Raw genomic sequence first — 13,587 nt, 5'->3', positions numbered from 1 at the left:
CTTTAGTCGGTTTAAGCGAGTTATTTACGTGAAAGCCATCCACCAAAAAAGGCCGCTATTTATAGTGGCCTTTTTAAATTTTCGGTCTTTATGGACTAAGATGTTAAAAGAAAATGCCAAAACTAATTGATATCGGTACGGATAGAAATGCTGGGCCAAAAGGGCCAAGACTAAATCCTTGTCTGGTATTCTATTAAAAGCTTGTATGTTTTACTTATAGTTCGAAAAATATTTTCTTTGCTATTAGAATAAATAATTACGGTTTAACTTTACCCAGGCTAAATTTAAAGATGCTTCCTAAACCGGGTTCTGATTCTACTGCAATTTGTCCGTTAAGTTTTTCTACCAGATTTTTAACACTGGCCAGCCCAATGCCGGTTCCTTTCTGGTCAAAGCGGTCTGTTTTATTCAGGGTAACATGTTTATCAAATATCTTTGTTAAATGGTGGTTATCAATGCCAATGCCATTATCGTGTACTTCAAAATGATATTGGTGATCACTTTCCTCAAACACGATTTTAATTTCAACTGCTGCTTTATCGTTATACCTGATGGCGTTGGTTAACAGGTTTAAAAAAATCTGTTCAACAGCAATAATTGAGCAGTAAATGGGTTGTGTTAAAGTAGGGAAGGTAATATTTACCCCGGTATCAACTTTAATCATTGTCGAAATCCTTTCCAGCAGTTCATTCAGGTTTATTTCAGCCTGTGCAGAGGTGAGTAACTCCGGTTTAAAAGAATAGTTAAGCATGTCGTCTACCAGGTTCAGCAATTTCTGTGCAGAAGAAAGGCTCATGTCTACCAGTTTCAGGTTATCGGTATCACCCGTTGTGAGCAGGCGTTTCTGCAGCATTTGCGAAGTCATTTTTATCGAGCTCAGCGGGTTTTTAATGTCGTGAGCTGCAGAAAGTGCAAACTGCCTGATAAATTCATTCGTTTCTTCTAATACACGGTTTGCCTTTTCCAGTTCAACAACTTTTCTTTTAAGCTCTAATTGCGTCATTACCTGTTTAGCCAGGATCCTGAGCGACTTTTGCTGCTGTTCACTCAGTTTGCGTGGTTTACGGTCTATTACACAAAGCGTTCCTAAGGGGAAGCCCTCACTGTTCACCAGGGGTACGCCAGCATAAAATACAATATTCGGGTTTCCGGTTACCAATGGATTGTTGGCAAAACGGTGATCGAAACGGGCATCATTTATAATCATCAGCTCTGTTGGCTGCATAATGGCGTGCGAACAAAAGGCTTGTTCTTTAGGTGTTTCGGTAGTATCCAGACCGAAATGACTTTTAAACCATTGTCTTTTATCATCTAATAAACTAATGAGGGCAATTGGCGACTGACAGATTTCGGAAGCCAACACCGTAAGCTCATCGAGATCAATATCCGGAAGCGTATCCAAAACCCCGTAAGAATGTAAGGATTTTAAGCGTAAATGCTCATTTTTAGGTTCTGGAAAGACGCTCATGGAGAGGTGTTGAAAATTTATTTTTTTTTGAAATCAGACAAATGTATAAATTAAAATGATCTTAATGTCCTGTCCGTGTACTTATACGTATTCCTAATTGATCTTTTTATAACTACATGTATCGGCATGAATGCATAGATTGACCAGCATTTTAAAGATAAATTGCACAAACCTTTGCGATTTTAATATTATATAATCATTTTTATAGCTAAACATTAGTCTTTATGCCATTAATAAAGATGATTTAGGCTAAATATGATCAGGTTTCTTGATATGGCAGAACAGCGTGCGTATTTTTCTACAGATTATCCGGTAAATATTTATGCATTAAGCGAACAGTCGGTTACTGTAGAGTTTGGAACATTAATAAGTGAAGAATTATTGAGCTTAATTACTGGTTTTAACCAGTTTTTGTTACAAAATCCCTTTCCCGGATTAATCACAACAGTGCCGGCCTATGCCAGCTTAGCCATTTTTTTTGATCCCTTAATCGTTGCTGCATCTGATCTTCCCGGCAAATTTTGTTACGATAAAGTAGCACAATACCTTAAAAATATCGGTCAAACAAAAAGAGCAGAATCCCACCTTGCAACCGATAGAGTAGTAATCCCCGTTTGTTATGGAGGAGATTTTGGTCCGGATATTTTAACCGTTGCAAAAACTAACAAGCTCACTATAGATGAAGTAATCGAAATACATGCCTCAGGACTTTACACCGTATTTATGATCGGTTTTGTGCCGGGTTTTGCCTACATGGGCGGGATGGATACCCATTTAACTACACCACGAAAGGCTGTTCCTGATGCAAAAATACCAGCTGGTGCTGTGGGGATAGCAGGTAAGCAAACCGGTATCTATCCTATGGAAACTCCCGGAGGATGGCAGATTATAGGAAGAACCCCATTAAAAATGTTCGATGTAGGCCGCCCACAACCTTCGTTATTAAAAGGGGGAGATCAGGTTACCTTTAAGCCTATTGCTAAAGATGAATTTAATATGATGCTGCAAAATGAATATGAAAATCAGCATTATTAAACCTGGTATGTTAAGTACTGTACAAGATCTGGGCAGGTACCGGTATCTTTCGCAGGCCGTGCCTGTTTCTGGTGCGATGGATCAGTTGGCACACCGGCTGGCCAATAAAGCAGTGGGGAACGATGACGGGCTGGCAACCATCGAATTTAGCTACGCAGAAGCATCGTTTAAGGCCGAAACAGATGTTTTGGCGGCTTATTCGGGGGACGGGGCTTTTCTGGTTTTTAACGACGAATTAATGCCTGCAGAAAAGCCATTGTTTTTTCGCGCAGGCTCCATTGTAAAATTTATTGCCAATCCTGTTGGAGTTTGGACCTACCTGGCTGTGGCAGGAGGCTGGAATGTGCCCGATGTGATGGAAAGCAAAAGCACTTACCTTACGGCTGGTTTTGGTGGATTAAGTGGTAGAGCGCTCCGAAAAGGAGATGTTTTAATGAATAATCAATCCGTAAGCCAGGTTTCTGAGCAGATATTTGATCAGCTGATTAAAAAAGGAATTATTTACCCAAACTGGCGCATTTCGCGCGAGAGTTTACTGCCTCAGGATAGGCAAACGGTTCGGGTGGTACTGGGAAATGAAATCAATTGGTTCGACGCCACCTCGATCATTTCCTTTTTAACCAAAAACTATAGCATTGATAGGAGAAGCAATCGCATGGGCTATCATTTATCAGGAACACCATTGGTGAGGAAAGTTAAAAAAGAGCTGCTCAGCACGGCCGTAACGCCAGGAGTGATCCAGGTAACGGGAAGTGGCGATTTGGTGGTATTGATGGCCGATTGCCAAACAACTGGAGGTTATCCGCGTATTGCACATATAGCTGCAGTAGATTTACCTTCATGTGCGCAGCTAAAACCAGGCGATGTGATCCGCTTTTCTGAAATTTCAGCCGATGAAGCAGAAGAACTTTATTTTGAGCGTGAACATGATTTAAGCTTGATTACCACGGCGATAAGCCTTAAATATATTAAAATATGAAGATGATCGATCTTAATTGCGATATGGGTGAAGCATTTGGGAATTATGCTATGCCCAACGATGATCTGCTGATGGATTATATTTCATCAGCAAACATAGCCTGTGGTTTCCATGCCGGCGATCCTGGAGTAATGCAGCAAACGGTTGCTTTAGCCGTAAAAAAAGGAGTGGCCATTGGCGCGCATCCTGGTTTGCCCGATCTGCAGGGGTTTGGTCGCAGAGAAATGAAGATTACTGCCAGCGAGGCCTATCAGCTCACCTTGTATCAAATTGGTGCTTTAAGTGCTTTTGTAAAAGCCGCTGGCGGTAAGTTAAATCATGTTAAAGCACATGGCGCATTGTACAACATGGCTGCAAAAGATGCAACATTGGCGAAAGCGATTGTTCAGGCCGTTTACGATTTCGACCCTGATTTAATGCTTTATGCTTTAGCAGGGAGTAAAATGATTACTGAAGCAAAAGAGAAAGGAATTGTAACCGCTTCAGAGGTTTTTGCCGATCGTACTTATCAGGATGATGGCACACTTACGCCGCGTTCGAATCATAATGCGATGGTAACCAGTGAAGAAGATGCCATTAATCAGGTGCTCAATTTTGCTTTAAAACAAGAAGTAAATAGTGTAACAGGTAATCGCATTGAGGTTGTTGCTGAAACAGTTTGCCTGCATGGCGATGGCGCACATGCCGTAGCTTTTGCCAAACTCATTGCTGAAAGATTAAAAAAAGAAGGTATTTCCATTAAAGCGCCAGGCAAATGAAATCAAAATACAACTGGAGTGTACTTTTAGGTGCCGCTTTTTTAATGGCCTCATCGGCAATTGGTCCGGGGTTTTTAACACAAACGGCTGTTTTTACCCAGCAACTGGGGGCAAGCTTTGCTTTTGTAATTCTGCTATCCATTATTTTAGATGCGATAGCACAGCTGAACATCTGGCGGATTATTGCTGTTGCAGATAAACCTGCACAGGATATTGCCAATAAGGTATTCCCTGGGTTAGGTTACTTTATTTCTTTTCTTGTTTTTCTGGGTGGCCTGGCCTTTAATATCGGCAATATTGCAGGTGCAGGATTAGGCCTAAATGTGCTGTTCGGCATCAGTGTAGGGCAGGGTGCAGTAATCAGCGCCATTATGGCCATTGGGATCTTTATTTATAAAGAAGCAGGCAAGGCCATGGATGTTTTTGCCAAAACCATGGGACTTATTAAAATTGTGTTGGCTTTAATTATTGCTTATACCAGTTCGCCGCCATTGGCAGAGGCCGCATTGAGGGCCGTAAATCCTACACAGTTTAGTTTTACAGCCGTGCTTACCATAGTTGGTGGTACCGTTGGTGGTTACATTACTTTTTCGGGTGCTCACCGTTTGTTGGATGCGAGGCAAACCGGAATTCAAAACCTGGGTGCCGTAAATAAAGGCGCACTAAGCGCCATAGGTTTGGCTTCTGTGATGCGTTTACTATTATTTATTGCCGCTTTAGGGGTGGTAAGCAAAGGATTTACTTTAGATCCTTCCAATCCGGCAGCATCGGTTTTTAAACTGGCCAGTGGTGAGATCGGTTATAAGATTTTTGGGGTAGTGATTTGGGCAGCAGGGATATCTTCGGTAGTAGGCTCGGCCTATACTTCTATCTCATTTATTAAAACTTTCCATCCGCTGATCTTAAAATTTAACAGGGAAATCATTATTGCCTTTATATCCATTTCCTGCGTTATTTTTATACTAATTGGTAAACCGGTTAAAATATTACTTGCCGTTGGTGCAATTAATGGTTTCATTTTGCCTATCGCTTTGGGGATAATGCTTATTGCCGCCTATAGAACAAAAATAATTGCAAATTACAAGCAGCCTATCTGGTTAACGTTAACAGGGTTGGCCGTGGTACTCACCATGGTTTGGATGAGTTATGGTACCATTTTACAAATGATTAACGGAGAATAAAAATTATACAATGAATAAAATCACAAAATATTTCTTTCTTTTCTCTCTTTTAAGCGCTACCGCTTTTGCGCAGCAGGCAGGGCGGAAAATTGCAGTTGAAACTGGTGTTTCGCTTGCACTGGCAAATGCCCGAAGTGCCAGCATCAGCAACATTCGGTATCAGCTTCACTTTACTATTCCTGCTGAACAAACGGCTCCGATTCAATCAACAGAAAGTATTGATTTTAAGTTGAATAAATTAGATCTGTTACAAATTGACTTTAAGCAAAGTGCAGATCATTTGAAAACAATTGCCGTTAATAGAAAAGCAATAACTATCGAGTTTAAGAATGAGCACATTCTCATAGATCAACAGTATTTAAAGCCTGGTAATAACCACATCGAAATCAGCTTCATTGCGGGTAACGAATCGCTGAACAGGAATAAGGATTTTCTATATGCGCTTTTTGTTCCTGATCATGCCAGAGCAGTGTTCCCTTGTTTCGATCAGCCAGATTTAAAAGCTAATTTTTTACTTTCGTTAACCGTTCCAACTGATTGGAAGGTAATGGCTAATGCCGTTAAAAAAGATTCGTTAAAGCAGGTGAATGCGATAACTTATCATTTTAAAAATTCGGATAAACTGCCTACTTATTTATTCTCATTCACGGCGGGAAAATACACCTACGCTAATCAGAAAATAAAAGAACGCGAAATGGAATTTTTACACCGTGAAACCGATTCGGCCAAAATCAAATTTAGTGTAGATTCTATTTTCATTGCCCACCGCGATGCCATCGATTTTTTAGAAGAGTGGACGGCCATAAAATATCCTTTTCAAAAGGTAGGTTTTGTAGGGATTCCCGATTTTCAATTTGGTGGTATGGAGCATCCGGGTGAAGTACAATATAAAGCATCGGCTTTATTTTTGGATCAGGGCGCAACCAAAGATCAGTTTATTTCGCGATCGAACCTCATTTCGCACGAAACAGCGCATATGTGGTTTGGCGATCTGGTAACCATGAAATGGTTTAATGATGTTTGGATGAAAGAAGTATTTGCCAATTTTATGGCTGATAAAGTAACCGAAAAGCTGATGGGTAAAAGTACTTTCGACCTTAAATTCCTTCAGGATCATTATCCGGCAGCTTATGGTGTAGACAGGACGTTAGGCGCTAATCCTATCCGCCAGCAATTGGATAACCTCCAGGAAGCCGGCTCGATGTATGGCAACATCATTTACCACAAAGCACCAATTATGATGCGTCAGCTCGAACTCTTAATGGGTAAAGAAAATTTTCAGAAGGGGATCAGGGAATATCTGAAAAAATACGCTTACAGCAACGCTACATGGAACGATCTGATCGCTATTTTAAGTAAATACGCTAAAAGTGATCTGTATAGTTGGAACAAAGTTTGGGTAAATGAGCCGGGCAGGCCAGTTTTTAGTTATGATGTTAAATATGATGGCGATAAAATTAGCGATTTAAGCCTAAATCAAACTGGCGAAGTTGGCGGACAAAGGGTATGGCCACAATCTTTTACCGTAAAGCTGGTTTATCCTGCCTATAACAAAGTTTTGACCGTTAATGCCATGACGGCCAAAACGATTGTAACAGAAGCAAATGGCCTTCCAAAACCGCAATATATTTTGTTTAATGCCAATGGGGCAGGTTATGGGCTTTTTCCGGTTGATCAACACATGGTCACTGATGTTTATCATATTACCGATCCGCTGGAAAGGGCTTCAGCTTACATCAATTGCTATGAAAATATGCTTTCGGGCAAAAGTTTTAAGCCTTACGAACTTATGGTAATACTGCTTAAAGGAATTACGGTAGAGAAAAATGAAATGAATCTGCGTTTGCTCACGGGTTACATGACCAATATTTACTGGACATTCCTCACCGCAGAAAAGCGGGAATCTATTAACGTTTTAATGGAGAAAACCATTTGGAACACCTTAGAACAAGAACAAGTGGCAAACAATAAGAAAATCCTGTTTAATGCTTACCAGAACATTTATCAAAGCCCTGATGCAGGAAAACGTTTATATAATATCTGGTTAAAACAATCAGCGCCGGAAGGTATCAAGCTTCAGGAAGATGATTACAGTTCACTAGCTTTAACCTTAGCGCTTAAAACAGATACAGTTAATACCATCTTAAAAGAACAGTTATCGCGGACAAAAAATGAAGACCGTAAGAACAGGCTGATTTATTTAATGCCTGCTGTTTCCTTAAATGCGAAAGAGCGGGATAATTTTTTCAATAGCTTAAAAGACCGAAAAAACCGCCGGAAAGAAGCTTGGGTAACCACAGCTTTGGCTTATTTGCATCATCCGATCAGACAGGTTACATCAGAAAAATATCTTAAAGAGAGTTTAGATTTATTGGAGGAGATACAAAAAACCGGAGATATATTTTTCCCTCAATCATGGTTAGCTGCTATATTTTCAAGTTATAATAACAAAAATGCTTATGCTGTTGTACAGGAATTCTTAAAATCGCATCCTGATTACAACCCTAAATTAAAAGATAAGATTTTACAGGCTACCGATAACCTCCGTAGAGCGCAGCAGATTGTGCATTAATATCATTATACCAGTATTTTGTAGCTGAATTTGTTACATACAGGCTTACAGAGAATTTATACTTTTGTCGCGAGAGCGTTAATTTAGATTGAAAGGGGTAAACATGAATTTGTTTGCCCTTTTCTTTTTTAATTAGCTGTCATCTCAACTGCGTTGCACCCGATAGCTATTGGGTCCGTTCGAAATGACGACACGCGGGAGGTAGTTGAGATAAAGTTCCTAATTAAAAGACTCCGTCTGGCTATTCAGATCATCCAGTAAACTGGTTAAAACCATTTCTCTTTTATCTTCAATTGAAAGATCATCCTGGATATAAACAGTAAGGTTCGTGTTGTCTGCGGCTTGAGTATGCATGAGTTAGGGATTTATGTTTGTCAATTTAATGTCTACAATTATCTAACGTCGATTTTTGAATATGGTTTGTAACTTTTTTATTTGAACTTTAATAATAATCTGCTTAAGAATAAATCATATCCGGTCAAACATTGGTCTGCTTATTTAGGTTATAATAACAACAAAACAAATCCTATCCATGAAACATTACGACGCCATTATAATCGGAGCGGGGCAGGCAGGCACGCCATTGGCCAAAAAACTTGCTGAAGCAGGAAAAAAGACAGCCATTATCGAAAAAAGATTGGTCGGCGGTACCTGCATTAATGATGGTTGTACGCCAACAAAAGCCATGATTGCTTCTGCCAGAGCCGTTTATCAGGCCAAAAAGGCATCCGAATTAGGTGTTGAGATTGGGACGGTTAAAATTGATTTCAAAAAGATAAAACAGCGCAAAGATGATATTGTAGAACAGTTTAGGGCATCATCAGAAAAAGGAATCAACAATACCAAAGGACTTAAGCTTATTTTTGGAACGGCTAAATTTAGCGGAGAAAAAGAACTCACCATTGCCCTTAATGATGGTGGCGAAGAAAAGGTAACTGCGGATTGGATTTTTATCAATACCGGCGCAAAAACAGCCATACCTGATATTGAAGGATTGCATGAAATTGATTATCTTACATCGACAACAATTTTAGATATAGAAACAGTTCCAGAGCAACTGGTGGTTATCGGTGGCAATTATATTGGGCTGGAATTCGGGCAAATGTTTAATCGCTTTGGTAGTAAAGTAACCATTTTGGAAAAATCATCAGGCATATTGGCAAAAGAGGACCAGGATATCGCATCGGCCCTTACGGAGATATTAACCGACGAAAAGATCGAAATGATCACGGATGTGAAGATTGATAAAATCAGCCAGGATAAAAAACAAATCCATATTGAGCTCCAATCTGGTAAAACCAAGAAAAATATTAGTGCAAGTCATATTCTCGTTGCTGTTGGACGTATACCACAAACCGCTGATTTAGGACTCGAAAACTGTGGTGTAAAACTCGACGACAAAGGCCATGTGCTTGTGAATGAAAAATTAGAAACCAATATTAAAGGAATTTATGCACTTGGTGATGTTAAAGGTGGACCAGCCTTTACACATATTGCCTATAATGATTATACTATAGTTTACCGTAACCTTATTGAAGGAACAAAGTATTCCATTCACGATCGACCTGTGCCGTATTGTATGTTTACCGACCCTCAACTGGGAAGGATAGGTATTTCAGAAAAAGAAGCAAAAGAAAAGAAATTGAATTATAAGGTTGCTGTAATTCCAATGTCGCAGGTTGCCCGTGGCATCGAAACCAACGAAACATTAGGTTTAATGAAAGCGGTTGTAGATCCGGATACAAAAGAGATTTTGGGTGCAGCTATTTTGGCTTCAGAAGGTGGAGAGATTATGTCTGTGCTCCAAATGGCCATGGAAGGCGGTATTACTTACGATAGGATCAGGTATTGTGTTTTCGCACACCCAACCTATACCGAATCGCTGAATAACTTATTTATGAAACTCGATAAATAAATATGATCGAATTAAAAGGGATAAGTAAGAAATTTGGAGATACCCAGGCGGTAAATCATGTCTCTTTTAAGGTGGCCGAAAAGGAAACATTGGTACTGTTGGGTACCAGTGGTTGCGGTAAAACTACTACCTTGAAAATGATCAACCGCTTAATCGAACCCGACGAGGGACAAATTTTCATTAATGGCGAAAATATCACTGATCAGGATCCTGATGTGCTGCGCAAAGGAATTGGCTATGTGATGCAGAATATCGGATTATTTCCGCATTATACCATTGCAGAGAATATTGCGCTTGTGCCCAAACTTTTAAAATGGGATAAGGAAAAAATTAATAGCCGTACACAGGAGCTGATCCAAAAACTTCATCTTCCCGAAAACACTTTGGCGATGTATCCGCATGAGTTAAGTGGCGGACAGCAGCAGCGTGTAGGCCTGGCCCGTGCGCTGGTTACCGATCCGTCAGTATTGTTGATGGATGAGCCCTTTGGAGCCTTAGATAACGTTACCCGCACCAGTATCCAGAAAGAATTTAAAGCGCTCGAAGAGTTGAAAAGGAAAACGATTGTAATGGTAACACATGACGTTCAGGAAGCTTTTGAACTGGCAGACCGGATCTGTTTAATGGATAGAGGAGAAGTAGTTCAAATCGGAACACCTAAAGAATTACTTTATCAGCCGGTAAACGATTTTGCAAAGAAATTCCTGGCTGGACAAAGACTCGCATTAGAATTTAAAGTAGTTAATATACAGGATATTTGGACTTATTTACCTAAAGAGATAATTCAAGCTAGCGAAAGTGAGTCTGCTGACTTAAGTGTATGGGATGCCATGGAATTATTAAGAAATAATAATCAGTCAGAACTTTTTGTTTCAGGTGCTGATCAGGCAATAAAATCGATCAATTTCGAGCAGTTAACCAAAGGATTTAACCAATACCAAAACGCACAGCTGCATGAATGAGCAACAGCAAACCTTATGGCAATTTATGTCAGGGCAGTCTGATAAATTGCTCGGCCAAACTTTACAGCATGTGGGTTTAACCTTTATTTCTTTAATCCTCGCTATTGCCATTGGCTTGCCCTTAGGTATACTGATTGCCAGAAAGAGAAAACTTTCGGGAACGGTTTTGGGCATTGCAGGTGTATTGCAAACCGTACCCAGCATCGCTTTATTGGGTTTTATGATCCCTGTTTTAGGAATTGGGGCTAAGCCTGCCATCGTTGCATTGCTTATTTATGCCTTATTACCGATTATCCGGAATACTTATACCGGTATTATTGGCATCGATCAGCATGTTAAAGAAGCTGCGAGGGCCATGGGGATGAGTAAAGGCCAGATTTTATTAAAAGTAGAATTGCCACTAGCTATGCCCGTTATTTTGGCTGGTATCCGTACGGCAACGGTAATAAATGTAGGTGTGGCTACTCTGGCCTCATTTATTGCTGCAGGTGGCTTAGGCGAATTTATTTTTGGTGGCATTTCGCTCAACAATACCAATATGATTTTGGCTGGCGCAATTCCGGCCGCTTTGTTGGCTATTATACTTGATGCTTTGCTTTCCCTAATTCAAAAAATGGATTTTAAGAAATTGAGGAAGGCTTTATACATTTTTCCCATTGTTATTTTGGTTTTGGGCGGTTTTTATGCTTTGCCAACTGCTTATGGCTCTACTTTAACAGCTGGTTTTACCCCCGAATTTATGGGCAGGCAGGATGGCGATCTCGGATTGAAATCAACCTATGGCTTAAAAATCCATACCATCGTGATCAGCGATGCGGTGATGTACAAAGCCGCTTTTGCAAAAGAACTGGATGTGATTAGCGGTTATTCTACCGATGGCCGTTTAAAAGCTTTCGATCTCAAAATCTTAAAAGACGACAAGAATATTTTTCCACCTTATTATGCTGCGCCGATTGTTCGGGACAAGGCCTTAAAGCAATTCCCCGAACTGGAAAAATCCCTCAATTTACTCTCCGGGAAAATTACAGATTCGATCATGACCGATCTGAATTACAGAACAGATTACCTCCATCAGCAGCCAGAGCGGGTGGCGAAGGATTTCCTGATCAGCAATGGCTTATATAAAGCGCCTAAAAATGGACATAATGGTACCGTGCGGATAGGTTCGAAGATTTTTGGAGAGCAATATATCCTTGCTGAAATGTACAGCATGCTGATTAAAGGAAATACAGATTATGATGTTGCTACTAAAACCGGATTGGGCGGAACAAAGATCTGTTTTGATGCGTTAATGAACGATCAGATCGATTTTTATCCAGAATATACCGGAACTGGTCTTCTGGTTTTGCTACAGCCCGACCCAAAAATCGCGAAGGAAATGGCGCACGATAAAGAGAAAACTTACGACTATGTAAGCGCTGAATTTGAGAAAAAGTTTAAAATCAAATGGCTCAAACCAATCGGTTTTAATAATTCTTATGCTTTAATGATGCGGCAAAAACAATCAAAAGAATTGGATGTTAATAGCATCACAGATCTCAAAAATTATCTAGACAAAAATTAATGACACTTGTAGAAGAATACTTGCAGATTAGGAAATATTCCGAGCAGATTTGTGAACCCTTACAAACCGAAGATTATGTAGTACAACCTGTTGTGGATGTGAGCCCGCCCAAATGGCATTTAGGGCATAGCACCTGGTTCTTCGAAACCTTTATATTGAAGTCGTTTTCGGTTAACTATCAGGTGTATAACGATGATTATAATTTTGTTTTCAATAGTTATTACGAAACTGTCGGTAACCGCGTAATCCGTACCGATCGGGGCAATTTAAGTCGCCCAAGCGTGAACGAAATTTATCAATACAGGGCTTATGTGGATGAGGCTATGGTTAACTTTTTAGCTGCTCCCTTAACAGATGAAGTAAAAGAGTTGTTGATTTTAGGCTTTAATCACGAACAGCAGCATCAGGAACTTTTGCTAACAGATATTAAATACATCCTAGGTAATAATCCGCTTTTTCCGGTGTATTCAAAAGATAAAAAAGAGGTTCTAGTCAATGAAACAGCATCTGGTTTTATCAATATCCCGGAAGGAATTTATGAAATTGGGTACAAAGGAGACGATTTCAGCTTTGATAATGAATTAAACAGGCATAAAGTTTACCTGCACGATTTTTCTATTAATAAAACATTGGTCAGCAATGCTCAATTTTTAGAATTTATTAATGCTGGTGGTTACGAAAATTTTAATTACTGGCATGCTGAAGGCTGGGATTGGGTAAAGAGCCACCATATCACATCGCCTATGTATTGGCATTTAATTGATGGGGAATGGTTCAATTACACTTTGGGCGGACTTTCGCCGATTGATTTGAGTGCTCCCGCGAGCCATGTAAGCTATTACGAAGCTTATGCCTACGCCAGTTGGAGAGGCATGCGTTTGCCAACCGAATTTGAATGGGAAGTGGCGGCAAAAAGCTTTAATTGGGGCGAAAGGTGGGAATGGACCGAAAGTGCGTATCTCCCTTATCCTGGTTTTAGCAAAGCACCTGGTGCCATTGGTGAATACAACGGCAAGTTTATGGTCAGTCAAAAGGTGCTCCGCGGGGCATCAATAGCCACCCCAGAAAATCATTCACGCATTACTTACCGAAATTTCTTTCATCCGCATTTAAGATGGCAATATACAGGCATACGCCTGGTAAAATAAAATTA

General features: G+C 40.1%; 11 protein-coding genes. 9 read left to right on the top strand and 2 right to left on the bottom strand.

Going from position 1 to position 13,587, the window contains the following annotated elements:
- Positions 1 to 256: 256 nt before the first annotated feature.
- Positions 257 to 1,468 (bottom strand): sensor histidine kinase, encoded by a 1,212-nt coding sequence (locus U859_RS0105080; RefSeq protein WP_025142341.1) that lies wholly within the window; start codon positions 1,466 to 1,468, stop codon positions 257 to 259.
- 255 nt (positions 1,469 to 1,723) lie between these two features.
- Here U859_RS0105080 and pxpB point away from each other — a divergent pair, with 255 nt between their 5' ends.
- Genes pxpB through U859_RS0105055 form a run of 5 tightly spaced genes read left to right on the top strand, consistent with a single transcriptional unit; the run spans position 1,724 to position 7,993 of the window.
- On the top strand, positions 1,724 to 2,503 hold the full coding sequence (pxpB, locus tag U859_RS0105075) for a 5-oxoprolinase subunit PxpB (RefSeq protein ID WP_025142340.1): 780 nt from the start codon (positions 1,724 to 1,726) through the stop codon (positions 2,501 to 2,503).
- Positions 2,484 to 3,482, top strand: coding sequence for a biotin-dependent carboxyltransferase family protein (locus U859_RS0105070; RefSeq protein ID WP_025142339.1), 999 nt, complete (start codon positions 2,484 to 2,486; stop codon positions 3,480 to 3,482). Before pxpB ends, U859_RS0105070 begins: the two co-directional genes overlap by 20 nt.
- 2 nt (positions 3,483 to 3,484) lie before the next feature.
- Entirely contained in the window at positions 3,485 to 4,240 is a 756-nt protein-coding gene (locus tag U859_RS0105065; protein ID WP_316931557.1) for a 5-oxoprolinase subunit PxpA, read from the top strand.
- Positions 4,237 to 5,421 carry an NRAMP family divalent metal transporter gene (locus tag U859_RS0105060; protein ID WP_025142337.1) on the top strand — a complete coding sequence of 395 codons (1,185 nt, stop codon included), beginning with the start codon at positions 4,237 to 4,239 and terminating at the stop codon, positions 5,419 to 5,421. Before U859_RS0105065 ends, U859_RS0105060 begins: the two co-directional genes overlap by 4 nt.
- Before the next feature lie 10 nt (positions 5,422 to 5,431).
- Positions 5,432 to 7,993 (top strand): M1 family aminopeptidase, encoded by a 2,562-nt coding sequence (locus tag U859_RS0105055; RefSeq protein ID WP_025142336.1) that lies wholly within the window; start codon positions 5,432 to 5,434, stop codon positions 7,991 to 7,993.
- Between the two features lie 219 nt (positions 7,994 to 8,212).
- Here the strand turns inward: U859_RS0105055 and U859_RS32460 are convergent, their stop codons facing one another.
- Positions 8,213 to 8,347: a hypothetical protein gene (locus U859_RS32460; protein ID WP_262496784.1), complete on the bottom strand. Its 135-nt coding sequence runs from the start codon at positions 8,345 to 8,347 to the stop codon at positions 8,213 to 8,215.
- A 178-nt stretch (positions 8,348 to 8,525) separates the two neighbouring features.
- On the opposite strand from U859_RS32460, the gene U859_RS0105045 reads away from it, so the two are divergent.
- From U859_RS0105045 to egtB, 4 genes are read left to right on the top strand one after another with little or no spacing between them, the layout of a single operon-like run.
- On the top strand, positions 8,526 to 9,908 hold the full coding sequence (locus U859_RS0105045; RefSeq protein WP_025142335.1) for a mercuric reductase: 1,383 nt from the start codon (positions 8,526 to 8,528) through the stop codon (positions 9,906 to 9,908).
- Between the two features lie 2 nt (positions 9,909 to 9,910).
- Positions 9,911 to 10,870, top strand: a complete 960-nt coding sequence (locus U859_RS0105040; protein ID WP_025142334.1) for an ABC transporter ATP-binding protein — start codon at positions 9,911 to 9,913, stop codon at positions 10,868 to 10,870.
- Positions 10,863 to 12,434 carry an ABC transporter permease/substrate-binding protein gene (locus U859_RS0105035; RefSeq protein WP_025142333.1) on the top strand — a complete coding sequence of 524 codons (1,572 nt, stop codon included), beginning with the start codon at positions 10,863 to 10,865 and terminating at the stop codon, positions 12,432 to 12,434. The genes U859_RS0105040 and U859_RS0105035 overlap by 8 nt, the downstream gene beginning before the upstream one ends.
- Entirely contained in the window at positions 12,434 to 13,582 is a 1,149-nt protein-coding gene (gene egtB / locus U859_RS0105030; protein WP_025142332.1) for an ergothioneine biosynthesis protein EgtB, read from the top strand. The genes U859_RS0105035 and egtB overlap by 1 nt, the downstream gene beginning before the upstream one ends.
- The last annotated feature ends 5 nt before the right edge of the window (positions 13,583 to 13,587 follow it).

This window comes from Pedobacter jeongneungensis (genome assembly GCF_000633455.1).
Lineage (GTDB): Bacteria > Bacteroidota > Bacteroidia > Sphingobacteriales > Sphingobacteriaceae > Pedobacter > Pedobacter jeongneungensis_A.
The sequence above is the reverse complement of the archived record's forward strand: the minus strand, read 5'-3'. Positions and strand labels throughout refer to the sequence as shown.